Source organism: Acinetobacter chinensis, assembly GCF_002165375.2.
GTDB classification, from domain to species: Bacteria; Pseudomonadota; Gammaproteobacteria; order Pseudomonadales; family Moraxellaceae; genus Acinetobacter; species Acinetobacter chinensis.
This window is the reverse complement of sequence record NZ_CP032134.1, coordinates 2,303,217-2,320,085: the sequence shown is the minus strand read 5'-3', so window position 1 is coordinate 2,320,085 and position 16,869 is coordinate 2,303,217. Positions and strand designations below refer to the sequence as shown.

The window sequence follows — 16,869 nt, the reverse complement described above, 5'->3', positions numbered from 1 at the left end:
TGCAATATTTAATCTTTGAAACAATACAAATTCATTGAATAAAAAAATGAACCGGTTACTCAGTTTAAAGGTTTTTTAAAACAAACATGATAATGCTATTATAAAGACGAACCCTGGCGGAGCGATGATGCAGGTGCAAATATCACATAAGACTTTTCGGAACATTGGATTAATTGGGCGACCAGATAAATCGTCAGTAGTCGAAACATTAAGTCTCATTCATGATCATTTACTTAATCTGGGTTTACATCCTGTTTTTGATTCAGAAACAGCCGAACTGGTTCCTTATAAAAATACACAGACGGTCAGCCGTGCGCTGCTCGGAGAAGTAGTGGATCTGGTCATCGTGGTTGGTGGTGACGGCTCCTTACTGCATGCTGCCCGTGCGCTGGTGAAGTACAATACACCTGTGATAGGGGTCAACCGTGGTCGTCTTGGATTTCTGACGGATATTACCCCGACCGAAGTAATCTTTAAACTGGATCAGGTGCTCCAGGGACAGTTTCAGCATGACAGACGTTTTCTGCTTGAAATGGAAGTGCGTTCCAAAGGTGAAATCATCTATGAAGCGATTGCACTGAATGATGTTGTACTGCATTCAGGTAAGTCGGTACACATGATTGATTTTGATCTGCATATTGATGGTCAGTACGTATATAGACAGCACAGTGATGGTCTGATTGTTTCAACACCAACAGGTTCAACTGCCTATGCGCTGTCAGGTGGTGGTCCGATTCTGCACCCAAGTATGGATGCCATTGCACTGGTTCCGATGCATCCACATACGCTGTCTTCGCGTCCGGTGGTTGTGGGTGGACAGAGTGAAATTAAAATTGTGATCCGTGAAAACCGTGTTTTACCGATGGTCAGTGCCGATGGGCAGCACAGTGTTTCATTAAATGTAGGTGATGGTTTACACATCCGTAAGCATCCGTATAAACTGAATTTATTACATCCACCTGGCTATGACTTCTACATGGCATGCAGAACAAAGCTGGGCTGGAACCGAGATTTTGATTCATTCCAGCAGGATTAACTATGAATATTGAACAAATGCTTGCCGTACTCGATCCTGAAATTGTTGGACGTTTAAAAACAGCAATTGAGATTGGTAAATGGCCGAATGGTGTTGTGCTGACCAAAGAACAGCGTCAGATCTGTATGCAGGCTGTGTATGCCTGGGAAATTCAGAATTTACCGGAAAACGAGCGCAGTGGCTTTATTGATAAAGGTCATAAAGAAGAAGGTGAGGAGTGCGACTCTCATGTTCCAGAGCCTGAATTTAAACCGATCCGTTTTGTATAAAAGAACCGGACAGGTTATGTAAGCTGTATGGAAATGATATTTTCATACAGCTAAAAAAGCCCTCAGATCATTGAGGGCTTTTTCATGTCTGTCAGAAACGGTTTTTCCAGAGGGTCTGTGCTGTATTCATGGCTTCCTCAAAGGTTTTAGCCATGCCCATGGTATACAGTGCGATTCCCATGGTTTCCGTGGCTGCTGTTTCACCATATTCATGCCGCTGCTGACCTTCCCAGACCTGTTTGAATACAGCTAAATCCAGTTCTTCTTCAGCTGGGCTTCTGTTATCAGTCAGTTTTGGCAGTTCGTGTTCATAAAGTTCGCCATTCTGAATACCGCAGATCAGTGTTTTTGCATCAGGGTTACGCTCAAATTCACCCCCTTCGCCTTTAATCACGGCACTGTTCAGATAACCCAGCTGAAATGCTGCCTGCTGATGTGAGCTTCGGTATGCGGGATGGAAAATCGCCTGCATGGTGGCTGGGGCATTAAATGGATTGATCAGTCTGGCAAGTGTATGCACAGGTGAGCGAAGTCCCATCACATTACGCAGATCAATCAGATCACTCAGGACGGGAGAAATCACAGATAAAGGCAGATAGGCAAAGTTGTGCTGTTCAATCTGAGCAGCTACATCCTGCTGATTCTGACAGACAGGGTATCCGAGGTATTGCAGAACCTGTTCGGTATATACGCGGTTCATGGTATGACCCGATGCACCATGCATAACAACTTTATAGCCATTTTTAGCAAGCGTCAGAGCAGCCAGTAAAAACCAGGGATAATGTTTACGTTTTCCAGCATAACTGGACCAGTCCAGATCAATCTGCATAGGCTCAAAATTCAGCTGATCACGGGTTGCCTGTACAAAACCCGCCAGTTCATCTACAGATTCTTCCTTGACCCGTAACAGCATCAGAAATGCACCTAACTGTACGTCCAGGACTTCATTTTTCAGAATCATACTGAAAGCATTATAGGCTTCTTCATAAGTGAGTGATCGTGCACCATTTTTCCCTTTTCCCACGATGCGGACATACTGAGCAAAAGGGTGTTCAAAGTCTTTATAAAGATTACGTTTTGTGGACATGAAAAAATCTGAATCGTGATTGCTGCGGTCAGCTGTCACTATGACATAAATGTCTGGAGAATGTACCTGGAATATTAATCTTAGACTAAGGTCTAAGGGGTGTTGTATTAATTTTAAGCAAAATTAACAAATCCCTGAACTTTTGCACTAAAAATTTTATTAAAATCTGCATGTTTTATATTTTTTAAATTCATCAATCTCCTGTATCTATTTTTTATCTGAATGCCGTCAATACAGCATTACAGATAAAACATCCGACTGTAAAAGGTCGTTTTATAGCTGTTTTTTTAGAAAACATTTGTTTTCTATACGGATTTTTATTGTTTAAAAATTCTTCTCCTTTGCTTTTTGCCGGGGATTCAGGGCTGTGTATTCATAACGGATACATCAAATTTTGAGTATTTCTGTGTTCAGAAATATATAAAGAAGACTTCTTATGGCTAAGAAACCTATCTATAAGTCACTGTATTTTCAGGTGATTATAGCAATTATTGCCGGTGTGCTTGTGGGTCATTACTCGCCAAGTGGAACACAGATTATCAATGGTGCAGAACAGTATGTGCCGGGTATTGGTGAGCAACTGAAACCTTTGGGTGATGCGTTCATCAAACTCATTAAAATGATTATTGCACCTGTGATCTTCTGTACCGTGGTCAGTGGTATTGCAGGCATGGAAAGCATGAAATCGGTGGGTAAAACCGGTGGTATTGCTTTGATGTATTTTGAAATTGTGTCCACTTTCGCTTTATTGATTGGCTTAATAGTCATCAATATCTGGAAGCCAGGTACAGGCATGAACATTGATCCGGCGACCCTGGATCAGGGCGGTATTTCAAAATATGTGGCATCGGGTGAGTCTCAGTCTACAATGGACTTCCTGATGAACATTATTCCCAATACGGTTGTCGGTGCTTTTGCGGAAGGTGAAATTCTTCAGGTATTACTGTTCGCTCTGCTGTTCGGTTTTGCACTGCATCAGCTTGGAGATACAGGAAAGCCAGTTCTGAAATTCATTGATCAGGTTTCACATGTATTTTTCAATATTGTGAATATGATCATGAAGCTCGCGCCTATCGGTGCATTCGGTGCTATGGCATTTACAATCGGTAAATACGGCATCGGATCGCTGGCACAGCTGGGTGAGCTGATTATCTGTTTTTATATTACCTGTGTGCTGTTTATTTTCCTTGTACTGGGAACGATCAGCCGTATCTGTGGTTTCAGTATTCTAAAAATGATCCGCATGATTCGTGAAGAACTGCTGATTGTACTTGGAACATCATCTTCAGAATCTGTATTGCCACGCATGCTGAAAAAGCTGGAAATTGCGGGTTGTGAAAAATCTGTTGTGGGTCTGGTGATTCCGACCGGTTATTCATTTAACCTGGATGGAACATCCATTTATCTGACTATGGCGGCTATTTTTATTGCTCAGGCAACCAATACTCAGCTAGATGTTTCGCATCAGATTACGTTACTGCTTGTTCTGCTGATTTCGTCTAAAGGTGCAGCAGGGGTAACTGGCTCAGGCTTTATCGTGATGGCTGCAACTTTATCAGCGGTAGGTCATATTCCTGTTGCAGGTCTGGCATTAATTCTGGGTATTGACCGCTTTATGTCAGAAGCACGTGCGCTCACCAACCTGGTTGGTAACTCGCTGGCAACGATTGTTGTTGCGAAATGGGTCGGTAAACTGGATACAGAAAAACTCAATGAAGCATTAAATAATCCAGAAGAAGTAGACCGTAAAATGATGGCTGACTCTGCACAGCAGCATGCCTGAACATTCGTTTACTGATCTTAAAAGGAAGCCTCGGCTTCCTTTTTTTAGATCTGTGCTGAAGTTGCAGTATTCTGAAAATTTTATGTTGTGTTTAAATAAACAGTTAAAAAACGAACAGACAGGTTGAAAATGCATCATTAATGTCAAAAAATACCAGGTTGTTGGGATGGGTGGAATGCTTATATTCTGTTTTACTGTTGAACATAACGATAAAGCTTGAAACTACCCTTACACCCGGAAAACTTAGGTTTTCCGTTTTTTTTTTGCCTTTGAAAAGGTATTTTGATGAACTGTGCAAATAAAATGACCTCATCTGTTCATGACAATTCCAGAAAAAATGATTAGGATGCTTGAGATTAGAAAATCAAGAAATCAGATTGAAAGGAATACAGAACATGCTGGCATATGATGCAGATTTAGAACTTTTTCGTGACAACTTCAAACGTTTTATGAATGAACACGTTGCTCCACATTATGAGCAATGGGAAAAAGAAGGATTAATGCCTCGTTCCGTATGGTCATTGCTGGGTGAAAACGGTTACCTGTGTGTGGATGTTCCTGAAGAATACGGTGGTTATGGCGTACCGACAGAATACTCTCTGATGCTGGTCGAAGAGTCGGCTCGTGCAGGTTATGGCGCATTATCAACGGCAATTTCATGCCACTCTGAAATTGCAGCACCTTATATTCTGCATATTGCCAATGAAGAACAGAAGCAGCACTGGCTGCCGAAAATGGTTTCAGGTGAAGTGGTTGGCGCGATTGGTATGACCGAGCCTGGAGCAGGATCTGACTTACAGGGTATGCGTTCATCTGCCATTTTAAATGGTGACCATTATCTGCTGAACGGCTCCAAAACATTTATTTCTAATGGTCAGCATGCAGACCTGGTTGTACTTGCTGCAAAAACTGATCCTCAGGCACGTGCAAAAGGTGTTTCACTGTTATTGGTGGATACACATCTTGAAGGCTTTAAAAAGGGCACAAACCTGGACAAGATCGGTTTACATTCTCAGGATACCTCTGAGTTGTTCTTTGATAATGTCAAAGTACCAGCCAGCCAGTTACTGGGCAATCCAGGTCAGGGTTTTGCTTATCTGATGCAGGAACTGCCACGTGAACGTACAGCGATTGCTGCAACCGCACTGGGTGCAATCCGTGGTGCAATTGATGTCACAACGCAGTATGTCAAAGAGCGTCAGGCATTTGGTCAGGCTATTGCCAGTTTCCAGAACACCCGTTTTGTTATGGCTCAGGCAAAAATTGATGAACTGGCGACTGCTGCATTCTATAACCAGAACCTGGCTTTATACAAAGAAGCGAAACTGGATGTAGAAACTGCTGCGGCACTTAAGAGCTTCAGTACAGATATGCAGATGAAAGTGATTGATAACTTACTGCAATTGTTTGGTGGTTATGGTTATATGACTGAATACCCGATTTCCCGTTTCTTTGTTGATGCACGTATTCAGCGTATTTACGGTGGAACAAATGAAATTATGAAAGAAATCGTGGCTCGAGGTATTTTAGGCCGTTAATCTGCCAGAAAATGAGCAGTCATAAAAAAGGCTTTCATGATGAAAGCCTTTTTTATTGTTATTATTTTAAAAAACAGGTGTTTCAGTCGTCAGGAAACACGCAGTACATTCAGACATTCATCAATAAATACAGGCAGCTCAAGTGTTGAACGGGATGAAACATAGAGATTATTGTCATTCACAACATCACGGTCAAAAATAACAGCACCAGCCGTTTTCAGTTCATGCAGCAAAGTTTCAACCGAAGTCAGTCTGCGCCCGATGGCTAACTGAGCATCAATCAGTAATCCAGGACTGGCACAGCATAGAAAAATCGGTTTCTGGGCATTGGCAAACTGACGTAAAAAATCAATAAATCTCAGGTCTTCTTTGAGCAGAAAAGGAGACTGTCCACCTGGAATCATGAGTGCATCAAAATCATGGATACAGATGTCTTCAATGCCGTGGTCTATACTGACAGAAGATTTCCGCTGTTTGCTGTAGACAATATTTCCTGCTGTTTTTTCAATATTTCTGACGCTGTGACTGGCGGCACGAAAAGCCTCAACGGGCATGTGATATTCGGCTTCTTCAAAGTCATGGGTGACCAGAACAGCAATATTTTTGTTCAGCATGGCAATCACCTGTATTAGGCTAATATTTGATCATAATGAAAGCCTGAACCTGTTCTGTGCAGTCTTTGTTAACCGGCCATTCTTAAATTGTAAATATACATAAAACCGAAGGAAACTTTATTCAGAACTTTTCAGGCCGCTTAACAAAATTAAGAGACTGTTAAATGTCCTGTTTTTACTTTCAGGGTATTGTTTGATTTCAGCGATTTTGCACAACAAAACTGATGGAACTATTGCTATACTGTTCAAAGTTTATAAACACGATTGATAGGGCAGTATAACAATGGTCCATGATGGTCAGAACTCTTCGACTTCGCTTGATTTGACAAATATCCGTGAAGAAATTGATTCAGTAGATCAACAGCTTCAGCAACTGATTAACCGCCGTGCCCGACTGGCAGAAGCGGTGGCAAAAGCCAAGTTTGCAGCAGAAGAGAATCCGTTGTTTTATCGTCCTGAACGTGAAGCACAGGTGTTGCGTAATGTCATGGAGCGCAATGAAGGTCCATTGTCAGATACCACGATGGCACGTCTGTTCCGTGAAATTATGTCTGCATGTCTGGCACTTGAAGCACCACAGAGCATTGCGTTCTTAGGTCCAGTCGGGACTTATACGCATTCAGCTGTGCTCAAACACTTTGGGCAGGATGCTGTGGTTCGTCCATTGCCAACGATTGATGAAGTGTTTCGTGAAGTGGAAGCAGGCAGTGCGCATTATGGTTTAGTGCCTGTTGAAAACTCGTCTGAAGGTGTGGTCAACCATACTCTGGACTGTTTTAAAGCATCACATTTAAATGTGATTGGTGAAGTTGAATTGCGTATTCATCACCAGTTCCTGATTTCTTCAAATACTCGTAAAGACAGCATTAAACAGATTTATGCGCATCAACAAACGCTTGCGCAATGCCGTAAATGGCTCGATGCACATTATCCAGGTGTAGAGCGTGTTGCTTTGAGTTCCAATGCTGAAGCGGCGCGCCGTATCCGTAATGAATGGCATTCGGCTGCGATTGCATCAGATGTAGCAGCAAGCATTTATGACCTGGAAATTTTACACGGTAACATTGAAGACAATCCTGAAAATACCACTCGTTTCCTTGTGATTGGTCGTGAGAAGATTCCACAAAGTGGTAATGACAAGACTTCACTGCTTATTTCTGCACATGACCGTGCAGGGGCGTTACTGGAAATTCTGGCACCATTTGCAAAACACAATATCAGCCTCACCAGTATTGAAACTCGTCCTGCATTGCCTGAAAAATGGGCATATGTATTCTTCATTGACCTCGAAGGACATGTAGAACAGGACAATGTCAAAGCTGCGATTGAAGATATTCGTCCATTGGTGAAAGAAGTGCGTGTATTGGGTTCATACCCTGCAGCTGTGCTTTAATTTCGTTGTGCGATAGAGGATATAAGACTCGTCATGTCACAACCTGTTTTAAAAGACCAGCCATTGTTTAAAAAAGTGGCATTTATCGGCTTGGGCTTAATTGGCTCAAGTCTGGCACGTGTCATGATTGCTGAACATCTGGCAGAGAAAATCGTTGCTTCAACCCGTTCTAAAAAAACACTGGAAGATGCCAAAGCTTTGGGCATTATTTCAGAGGGTTTTAGTGATCCTGCGGAAGCGGTGAAAGATGCAGATTTAGTGATACTGGCATTGCCTGTGCGTGCGACGCAAAAGGCTTTGGAAAGTATCAAACCGTATTTATCTGAAAATGTCATCATTACTGATGTAGGTAGTACCAAAGGCAATGTGGTGGATGCAGCCAAAGCCGTATTTGGTGAAAATTTACCTGTAGGTTTTGTTCCAGGTCATCCGATTGCAGGCGCTGAACATACAGGCGTGCATGCAGGTAAAGTTGATTTATTTGCCAACCACAAAGTCATTTTAACGCCATTAGCCAGTAGCGCAGATTGGGCAGTCGAAAAGCTGATTCAGCTGTGGCAAGCGGCAAAAGCAGAAGTGATCTGTATGGATGTCGATAAGCATGATGAAGTGCTTGCGCATACCAGTCATTTACCACATTTGATGGCGTTTAACCTGGTTGAGCAACTTGCCAATCGTGAAGATAATCTCGATATTTTCCGTTATGCCGCAGGTGGTTTTCGTGATTTCTCTCGGATTGCAGCCAGTGATCCGCAGATGTGGCACGATATTTTCTTTGCCAATAAAAAAGCTATTCTGAATGCAGTTGATGGTTTTGAAGCTCAGCTCGCAACATTGCGCCAACTCATTGAAAATGAAGATTCACAGGCATTGATGGGACTGCTTGGACATGCGCAAGCCGCACGTCAGCATTTCAATCACATGCTCGCCAATAAACCTTTGATGGAGAAAAATAAGGTGACACAACAATTTACCATTTTGCCGGGTGAGAAGACATTTAAAGGTAAATTTACCGTGCCAGGTGACAAATCAGTGTCACATCGTTCCATCATGTTTGGTGCGATTGCGGAAGGAACAACGCATGTGACGGGTTTCCTTGAGGGTGAAGATGCACTTGCAACTTTACAGGCATTCCGTGATATGGGTGTGAGCATTGAAGGACCAAAAAATGGTGAAGTGACCATTCACGGTGTGGGTATTAATGGCTTAAAAGCACCGAAAACTGCGCTGTATATGGGCAACTCAGGTACATCCATGCGTCTGCTTTCAGGTATGTTATCTGCACAGCAATTTGATTCTGTGATGACTGGTGATGCATCATTGTCTAAACGTCCGATGGAACGTATTGCGAAACCTTTACGTGAAATGGGCGCGCAGATTCAAAGTACCGGTGAACGTGGTACACCACCAATTTCAATCACAGGTGCACAAGCGTTGAAAGGCATTCATTATGATTTGCCAATGGCGTCGGCTCAGGTGAAATCAGGGATTTTACTTGCGGGTCTTTGGGCAGCAGGTGAAACGTCTGTGACTGAACCTGAACCAACACGTGATCATACAGAGCGTATGCTTCGTGCATTTGGTTATGATGTCAAAACTGAAGGTAATCGTATTTCGCTACAAGGTGGTGGAAAATTAGTGGGTACTGAGATTCAAGTACCATCTGATATTTCATCAGCAGCGTTCTTTATGGTCGGTGCAGCGATTACTGAGGGGTCAGATGTGACGCTTGAAGCGGTTGGAATTAACCCAACACGTACAGGTGTGATTGAAATCCTCAAGCAGATGGGCGCGGATTTAACGGTTGAAAATGAACGTGTTGCAGGCGGCGAACCGATTGCAGATATTCGTATTCGTGGTAGTCGTACTTTAAAAGGTATTCACATGCCTGAAGACCAGGTGCCTTTAGCGATTGATGAATTCCCTGCATTGTTTATTGCAGCGGCATGTGCTGAAGGTCAAACCATTTTGACTGGTGCGGCTGAACTGCGTGTGAAAGAATCTGATCGTATCCAGGTGATGGCAGATGGTTTAAAAACTATGGGCATCGACTGCACACCAACTGAAGATGGCATTATCATCGAAGGTAAAGGTAAATCAGGCGAGTGGGGTGCAATCTTCACGGGTGGTGAAATCGAGTCACATCATGACCATCGTATTGCGATGAGTTTCTCAATGGCGGGTCTGCGTAACTCAGAGGTGATTAAAATTGTTGGCACTGAAACTGTGGCAACCAGTTTCCCGACATTTACCCAGTTGACTACGCAGGCAGGCTTGAATATTCAGGTGACTGAGTAAATAGTCTAATTTTTGTGTATTTGTTCGACAACAGCCAAGCAAATGCTTGGCTGTTTTGTTTTTATTGCTTATTCTAAAACCATACAAGAACAATGCCTTTTGGATGAAGCGATGAGAACATTACAATTTACTGCGAACTGTGAGAAGCATACACAAAACAATGCACAGGGCAAAAATGCGTGTCTTGTTACTCAAGCCTATGTGACGGATTTGCTGTCGGCACAGCTTGCAGAATACGGCTTTAAAGCTGAATCGACCAGTTCAGAAGAAAACTTAGCAGTGAGTGTAGAAAATCATCCGATTGGTCTGGGGGTAAATTGTCGCTTAAATGAGGATGGTCTTTTGACCTGTCAGATTTCAGCGCATGCGGATGAACAGCAGGTGTGGTTTAAAAAGATTGAAACCCAGAGCATGATTAAGCAACTGGCAAATGCAGTGGAAAACACCCTGAAAAAGGATGAAGCATTCAGTGGTTTTGAGTGGAAAGGCTGAGATTAAATCGGGAATGGCAAGATACAGTATCTGCTTTGCCATTCCATTAAAGGGCGGAATTTTATTCTACACGCAGCCAGGTCTGATTACGTCCCATTGCTGAAACGCCAATATAACCACGCAGGAAAAGTTTCTTTCCATTGGCGCTGATTTTCCCTTTCAGTTTATAAATTTTACCAGAGACGGGATCAATAATTCGTCCATCCGTATAGTTAATCTCATCTTCGCTTTTTAAGCCTGTAATCACCTGCATACCGATAATTGGCTTATTGGTATAAGGTGCAGGGCAGTTACTGCATAATTCTTTAGGAGTGTAACCAGGTCTTGGAGTTGCTTTCAGTGCAGTTCCGCTAAAAGTTCCATTTGCCTGTTTTTCAATTTTTACCAAACCTTTGGGCTCACCAGTTTTGTCATCGATATATCGCCATGTCCCTGTAATGTCCTGAGCTATTGCGGTCGTACAGAATAAAGTGATGCAGATCGTCCCAAAAATAGTTTTCATAATATCCCTGAATATAAAAATTGTTTCTGATAAAGCACAAACTGAAAATTTGTAAGTTGTTGATTATATATTTGATAATTGAAATTCATATTTACATATTGTGCCAAAAAAACATGAAAATTAACTTAAAATGGCATCGAAAGATAAAAATTCAAAGGCTTGAATAGAATTTCAGGTAAAGCTTTTATCTGCAATCAGGGTGCGATGGAGTGCATCAGACCTGAACACTCACTTTGAAATTTTTCCCTGTCGCTTCAAAGCGTATTTCACAATCCATAAATTTCTGAATAATCTGTGCTTGTGTCTGAGCATGCTGGCTGATGGTGGTTGCAGTAAATTCTCCACCTTGACCAAGTGCGAGAGGAAGCAGCAACTGGTCAGTCAGATATTCATCTGCGACCGCATCTGAGGCGATATAATCCTGTACGTCTTTTGCAAGCTCATGGGCTACAGTTTCAGCACTCTTTTTCATTTCACCCAAACGGGTAAACACCTGTTGATGCTGTTCATAATTCAACACCACAAAGGCAGTATTTCCCTGACTGATTCCTTGAAAGTTCAGGAACTTCTGCTCCGTTAAGTTCAGTTTTTCATTCAGGATATCAAGCTCACGCTCAGCAATATTTGAAGGAATATTTAAGGCTGCGGCATAGCCTGAAGATGAGATCAATTTGCCTTTATTCATACCTGAAAACTTCCTGTTGTGTTGCCACGGATATACAGTGGCATTGATCTGACCTGCACCAATCGGGAAAAAGCCAGTACGTTCACATTTAAAATCCACATGAATACCAAGTCGTTGAATCGCAGGCAGAAAGCAATGTGAGATAAAGTCAGCAGTCGGTGCCATTGGGTTATGTGTCCCGCCGTGAATGCTGATCTGACTGGTCTGTTTCTGCATCATCAGGACAGGAAGTAATGTCTGTAAAACCAGAATTGTACTACCCGCAGAGCCAATCTGAAAATCGTAAGTCCCTGCCTGTACATGTTGTGGCTGAAAATACAGTTTCTGTGAATGAAGTTTTGCTCCTTCTACAGTCGCATTACTGATGCTTTGTGATGCCAGCACGCAGACCAGATGCTGGCGCATTAAGCCAGGCTTTTTTCGTCCGGCACGGATATTGATCAGTTCAAAGGGAATACCTGTAAGCATGGAAAGGGAAAGGGCGGTACGGAGGATCTGCCCACCGCCTTCGCCTTGCGAGCCATCAATCTGGATGGTTGTATTTTTTACTCTTGCATTCATATTTTTTCTTTATAAATAATAAGGTGAACATACTGTCAGTACATGGTCGTGCTGAGTGAGTTGTGACTTTGTTTTCACAAAGGTTTGCCCTGTGCAATGTGATGGGTTGATTTGTGCTTAAATTTTTAAGCTCACCCGCTCGCTCTGCAAGCCACTACACATCTTTTCAATCCTGTGTTGTGGAAGTAGGGGATCCTGTACTCGCCCAGTATGTTCAGGTTTATTCTAAAACAAAAAAGTTGCTTTAGAAAAAGTGAAATATATTGTCAGCACCTGGTGATGCAATGTGAATAATGACTTTGATTCACAAAGGTTTAATGGATGAATAGTGATGGATTGATTGGTGCGATTGCGCCATGCATCCACTTAGCTCATTACCCAAAAATGTTGCCTTCTTTTATTTCAATCTATTTGGCATTAGATCCAGTGCTCGCCCAGTATATTTCGGATTTGACATAGCGAACTACATCAAAACTGTGTATGGATTAATTTAAAGCTCAAGCAAATCCAGTTGCCAGTTGGTCGTTTGTATCAAGACATTTAAATCACGAAGTTTTGCACTGATATCATCTGCTTGCTTCTGCAAAGACGACACAGGAATCACCTTGTGCCATTTGATCTCACGGGTACTGTAACGATCAGGCTCACGGTTGGTACTGCTGATTGCAGACGTCAAAATTTTATGACGTTCAACCAGTTCATCACGCTGAGTCAATAACGCAAGCAAAGAACGTCCGTCGGTCAGTTTTGCCAAAGCATTGGTTTGATGAATGGCAAAAACCAGTTTTTGTGATTCCTGAGTTAAAGCAAATACTTGCTTTAATAACTCGTTTGGGTCTTCGGATGGTTCATCACCATCCTGTACCAATACGTTTGCATTGATACGTTGTTTCAGTGAAGCGAGTTTCTTTTGTTGATCGCTTCGGAGTAAGAGTGCTTCTGCAAGTTTCATTTTATTTTCCTTATTTTAAAGTCATTTACACTAAAATGCTGTGACTGTTATTTTGATCAATTGCAGATGAATGATCTGACAAACTCAGTTCAGTGAGTCGGATGTATTTTGCTAAAGAGGCATCCTGTTGGATAATCTGTTTTGCGATTATCAGTGCCTCAGATGCTTTTGTGTATTGATCAAAGTCATCCCGACGAATCAGTTTCAGTCCCTCCCAGTCTTCCCAGGGGAAATCTGGGGATGTATCGAGCTGTAATGACTCAAGCTTATCTACTGCACAAGTGAAGCCAATTACAAGATCTGCATTTAAAGTATCATTCACTGTAATCAGCATCAGTTTTAAATCATGATGTTGATTGGGCGTCCATTTTGAAAAATAGAATCCCCAGGCTGTTGCTGATTCAGTCCAGACCTCACCCTGACTTAAGCCTGTCCACTGAGACCTGTCAAAAACATTGTCTGTAATTTCCCAGCGCATATTTTCCAGGATGAATCTCGTCATATTTACCCCTTCACACAAACAACCTGGTTCAGGGTGTATACCACTTCCACCAGATCGCTCTGCGCTTTCATCACATCTTCAATCGGTTTATAGGCAGATGGAATCTCATCAATCACAGCTGCATCTTTACGACATTCCACACCCTGAGTCTGTTCAATCTGATCTTCTACTGTAAAAAGTTTTTTGGCAGCAGTGCGGCTATGCACACGACCTGCACCATGCGAACAGGAACAGAAAGAATCCTGATTTCCTTTACCTTTTACAATAAAGGACTTCGCACCCATCGAACCTGGAATAATTCCATACTCACCCAGGCGGGCACGTACAGCACCTTTACGGGTGACTAAAACCTCCTGACCGAAATGTTCTTCTTTATCCACATAATTATGGTGACAGTTTACTGCTTCAACTTTGGCATTAAACGGTTTGTTAATAATGATACGTAAAGCCTGGGTTGCAGCTTCCATCATTAATTCACGGTTTCTCATGGCAAAACGCTGTGCCCATCCAACGGCAAACCAGTAATCATCAAAATGCTCCGTTCCCTCCACTAAATATGCCAGATCTTTATCAGGAAGATTGATAAAATGCTTCTGCATATCCTGACGTGCAAGCTCAATAAAGTAGTTACCAATCGCATTTCCAACACCACGGGAACCTGAATGCAACATGATCCAGACCTGCTGATGCTCATCCAGGCAGATTTCAACAAAGTGATTTCCAGTTCCCAAAGTTCCCAGTTGTTTACGGTTATTGGTATTTTTTAAACGTGGATGCTTGGCACAAATGTATTCAAAATCTGTGATGAGTTCAGCCCATACAGCATCCACACGTTCAGATGGATTTTCCCAGGAACCACGGTCACGACGTCCACGCCCTTTAGTCATACCATGAGGGATTAAACGCTCAAGTTCGGTACGCAATCCATGTAAATTATCTGGTAAATCAGAAGCTGTTAAGGAAGTACGCGCTGCCATCATTCCGCAACCGATATCGACTCCTACAGCAGCAGGAATAATCGCGCCTTTGGTTGGAATCACGCTACCAATGGTCGCACCGATTCCAACATGAACGTCTGGCATCACTGCCATCCATTTATAAATAAACGGCATCTGTGCTGTTTTTAATAATTGATCTTTCGATTTCTCATCGACAGGGACACCTTTGGTCCACATCTTAACTGGAACGCCTTTAGCATCCTGAATAATGTTATAAGCACGTTCATTCGATGCTTGTTTTTCGATTTGTTCAATTACTGACATTGTCATTGCTTTATCCTTACTCTAAACCTGCCTGCCAAGCGGTTGCAGGCAGGTGAATTATTGTTATACATCCCATGATGTATGATTTTTATATTGCAGAGAGTGTGCCAGGCTTTTGAAATTTTTAAAAATAATTTTACATATTATTGAAAAATATAGATTAAATAATTTTTGGGCTTTTTGTTTTAATCAACGTGTTGAAGTGGTTAATTTTAATTTATATATTAATATATAGTTAAATATAAATATTTATAGTTTTATGGATATGCAGAAAACCAAAAGAACAGTGGTAATCGGATTTGTTGGATCAACCCTTGATCAGGGTAAAAAAGAAGAGCGCTGGCAACGCTGGCGTCCAACCCTGAGTCTGCTTATGCACGAAGATCTGTTGGTGGATGAGCTGGTTCTTTTACATGATCGAAGAAATACTGGATTGATAGAGCATCTGAAAGGAGATGCTTTGCTGCTTTCACCTCATACTCTTGTTCAGGGGCATCGGGTTCTTATCCGGGATCCGTGGGATTTTTCTGATATGTATGGGGCGTTGTATGACTTTGTAAAATCTTATTCATTTGATACGGAAAACAATCAGTATTTACTGCACATCACGACAGGTACTCACGTTGCACAGATTTGCTGGTATCTGTTGATAGATGCGCACTATCTGCCAGCAAAAATTATTCAGAGTTCACCAACAGGAAAACAGCAACCTGAAGGGGAATATCGCATTATTGATCTGGATTTATCGCGTTATGCCGCACTGACACAGCGTTTTGAGCATGAACAGTCGGAGAACTGGCAACAGCTTAAAGCCAATATCGCCACAAAAAATAAAGGCTTTAATCAGTTGATTCAGGAGGTGGAGCAGGTCGCTACCCGTTCCACAGCACCCATTTTAATCATGGGGGCAACAGGTGTCGGGAAGTCGCAGCTGGCAAAACAGATTTATCAGCTTAAAAAAGAAAAGTTTCATTTACCTGGTCGGTTTGTGGATGTGAACTGTGCCACCCTGGTCGGTGACAGTGCTATGTCAACTTTGTTTGGTCATGTGAAAGGGGCGTTTACGGGTGCTGTAAATGTACGGACTGGATATTTAAAATCTGCCGATGGCGGGATTTTATTTCTGGATGAAATAGGTGAGCTTGGGCTGGATGAGCAGGCCATGCTGCTGAAAGCACTGGAAGATAAATACTTTTTTCCTGTTGGTAGTGATGTGGAGGTTCAGGCAGATTTTCAGCTGATTGCGGGAACAAATAAGGATTTGCGTGAAGAAGTTCAGGCAGGGCGTTTCCGTGAGGATCTATGGGCGCGTTTAAATACGTGGACATTTTTTTTACCAAGTCTCAAAGACCGCCGTGAAGATATTGCACCAAATATCGAATTTGAATTACAGCGTTTCGCTATGCAGCAACAGCGTCAGTTACGTTTCCACAGTGATGCTCTTGAGGCATATCTACAGTTCGCACAGTCTTATGAGGCGACCTGGCAGGGTAATTTTCGTGACCTGACTGCGAGCGTCACCCGGATGGCAACTCTGGCAAACGGTGAGAGAATAGGGTTGAACGATGTTGATGCTGAAATCAGGCGTTTGCAGCAGATCTGGCAAACCCGTTATCAACAGAAATCACGGTCCATACTGGATGAAATTTTGAGTACTGAACAACTGGTACAGATAGATGAATTTGATCGGCTTCAACTGGAAGGGGTGGTGGAGATCTGTCGGCAGTCAAAATCTCTGGCTGATGCGGGACGGCGTTTATTTGCAGTTTCACGAGCTGAACGTCAGTCAACCAATGACAGTGATCGGGTAAAAAAGTATCTGGCGAAGTTTGGGTTGAGCTGGAATGATGTCAGTAAAAGTTAGTTGTGTATGAGGAGTTTTTCAATATGTCTGA

General features: G+C 42.5%; 15 protein-coding genes. 8 read left to right on the top strand and 7 right to left on the bottom strand.

Annotated features, from left to right (window positions below; translation table 11 throughout):
- The first annotated feature begins 133 nt into the window (after window positions 1-133).
- Window positions 134-1,036, top strand: coding sequence for an NAD(+) kinase (locus CDG60_RS11940; protein WP_524535728.1), 903 nt, complete (start codon window positions 134-136; stop codon window positions 1,034-1,036).
- A 2-nt stretch (window positions 1,037-1,038) separates the two neighbouring features.
- A complete protein-coding gene (locus CDG60_RS11935) occupies window positions 1,039-1,305 on the top strand; it encodes a YeaC family protein (protein WP_087512457.1) in 267 nt (88 codons plus the stop codon).
- 91 nt (window positions 1,306-1,396) lie between these two features.
- On the opposite strand, the gene CDG60_RS11930 is transcribed toward CDG60_RS11935, so the two are convergent.
- A complete protein-coding gene (locus tag CDG60_RS11930) occupies window positions 1,397-2,392 on the bottom strand; it encodes a glycosyl transferase family protein (RefSeq protein WP_087512566.1) in 996 nt (331 codons plus the stop codon).
- Window positions 2,393-2,828: 436 nt separating this feature from the next.
- On the opposite strand from CDG60_RS11930, the gene CDG60_RS11925 reads away from it, so the two are divergent.
- Both CDG60_RS11925 and CDG60_RS11920 read left to right on the top strand, forming a co-directional pair.
- Window positions 2,829-4,175, top strand: coding sequence for a dicarboxylate/amino acid:cation symporter (locus CDG60_RS11925; RefSeq protein ID WP_087512458.1), 1,347 nt, complete (start codon window positions 2,829-2,831; stop codon window positions 4,173-4,175).
- Between the two features lie 395 nt (window positions 4,176-4,570).
- A complete protein-coding gene (locus CDG60_RS11920; RefSeq protein WP_087512459.1) occupies window positions 4,571-5,713 on the top strand; it encodes an acyl-CoA dehydrogenase family protein in 1,143 nt (380 codons plus the stop codon).
- A gap of 89 nt (window positions 5,714-5,802) precedes the next feature.
- Here CDG60_RS11920 and CDG60_RS11915 read toward each other — a convergent pair whose 3' ends face one another.
- A complete protein-coding gene (locus CDG60_RS11915) occupies window positions 5,803-6,324 on the bottom strand; it encodes a DJ-1/PfpI family protein (protein WP_087512567.1) in 522 nt (173 codons plus the stop codon).
- 286 nt (window positions 6,325-6,610) lie between these two features.
- Here CDG60_RS11915 and pheA point away from each other — a divergent pair, with 286 nt between their 5' ends.
- From pheA to CDG60_RS11900, 3 genes are all read left to right on the top strand, one after another.
- The gene (gene pheA / locus CDG60_RS11910) at window positions 6,611-7,720 is read left to right on the top strand and encodes a prephenate dehydratase (RefSeq protein ID WP_087512460.1); all 1,110 of its coding nucleotides are present in this window, start codon (window positions 6,611-6,613) and stop codon (window positions 7,718-7,720) included.
- Between the two features lie 33 nt (window positions 7,721-7,753).
- The gene (locus CDG60_RS11905; RefSeq protein ID WP_087512461.1) at window positions 7,754-10,018 is read left to right on the top strand and encodes a bifunctional prephenate dehydrogenase/3-phosphoshikimate 1-carboxyvinyltransferase; all 2,265 of its coding nucleotides are present in this window, start codon (window positions 7,754-7,756) and stop codon (window positions 10,016-10,018) included.
- Window positions 10,019-10,129: 111 nt separating this feature from the next.
- Window positions 10,130-10,510: a hypothetical protein gene (locus CDG60_RS11900; protein ID WP_087512568.1), complete on the top strand. Its 381-nt coding sequence runs from the start codon at window positions 10,130-10,132 to the stop codon at window positions 10,508-10,510.
- A gap of 61 nt (window positions 10,511-10,571) precedes the next feature.
- On the opposite strand, the gene CDG60_RS11895 is transcribed toward CDG60_RS11900, so the two are convergent.
- The 5 genes from CDG60_RS11895 to CDG60_RS11875 all read right to left on the bottom strand — a co-directional run bounded on the left by CDG60_RS11895 (window position 10,572) and on the right by CDG60_RS11875 (window position 14,974).
- Window positions 10,572-11,012, bottom strand: coding sequence for a DUF2147 domain-containing protein (locus CDG60_RS11895; RefSeq protein WP_087512462.1), 441 nt, complete (start codon window positions 11,010-11,012; stop codon window positions 10,572-10,574).
- A gap of 214 nt (window positions 11,013-11,226) precedes the next feature.
- Entirely contained in the window at window positions 11,227-12,258 is a 1,032-nt protein-coding gene (gene rtcA, locus CDG60_RS11890) for an RNA 3'-terminal phosphate cyclase (protein ID WP_087512463.1), read from the bottom strand.
- Between the two features lie 490 nt (window positions 12,259-12,748).
- Window positions 12,749-13,210, bottom strand: a complete 462-nt coding sequence (locus tag CDG60_RS11885) for a DIP1984 family protein (protein ID WP_087512464.1) — start codon at window positions 13,208-13,210, stop codon at window positions 12,749-12,751.
- 25 nt (window positions 13,211-13,235) lie between these two features.
- Window positions 13,236-13,712, bottom strand: a complete 477-nt coding sequence (locus tag CDG60_RS11880; protein ID WP_087512465.1) for a hypothetical protein — start codon at window positions 13,710-13,712, stop codon at window positions 13,236-13,238.
- Between the two features lie 2 nt (window positions 13,713-13,714).
- Window positions 13,715-14,974, bottom strand: coding sequence for an RtcB family protein (locus CDG60_RS11875; RefSeq protein ID WP_087512569.1), 1,260 nt, complete (start codon window positions 14,972-14,974; stop codon window positions 13,715-13,717).
- A 265-nt stretch (window positions 14,975-15,239) separates the two neighbouring features.
- Between CDG60_RS11875 and rtcR the strand changes: the two genes are divergently transcribed.
- Complete coding sequence (rtcR, locus tag CDG60_RS11870; RefSeq protein WP_087512466.1) at window positions 15,240-16,838, top strand: RNA repair transcriptional activator RtcR; 1,599 nt, start codon at window positions 15,240-15,242, stop codon at window positions 16,836-16,838.
- Window positions 16,839-16,869: the final 31 nt, after the last annotated feature.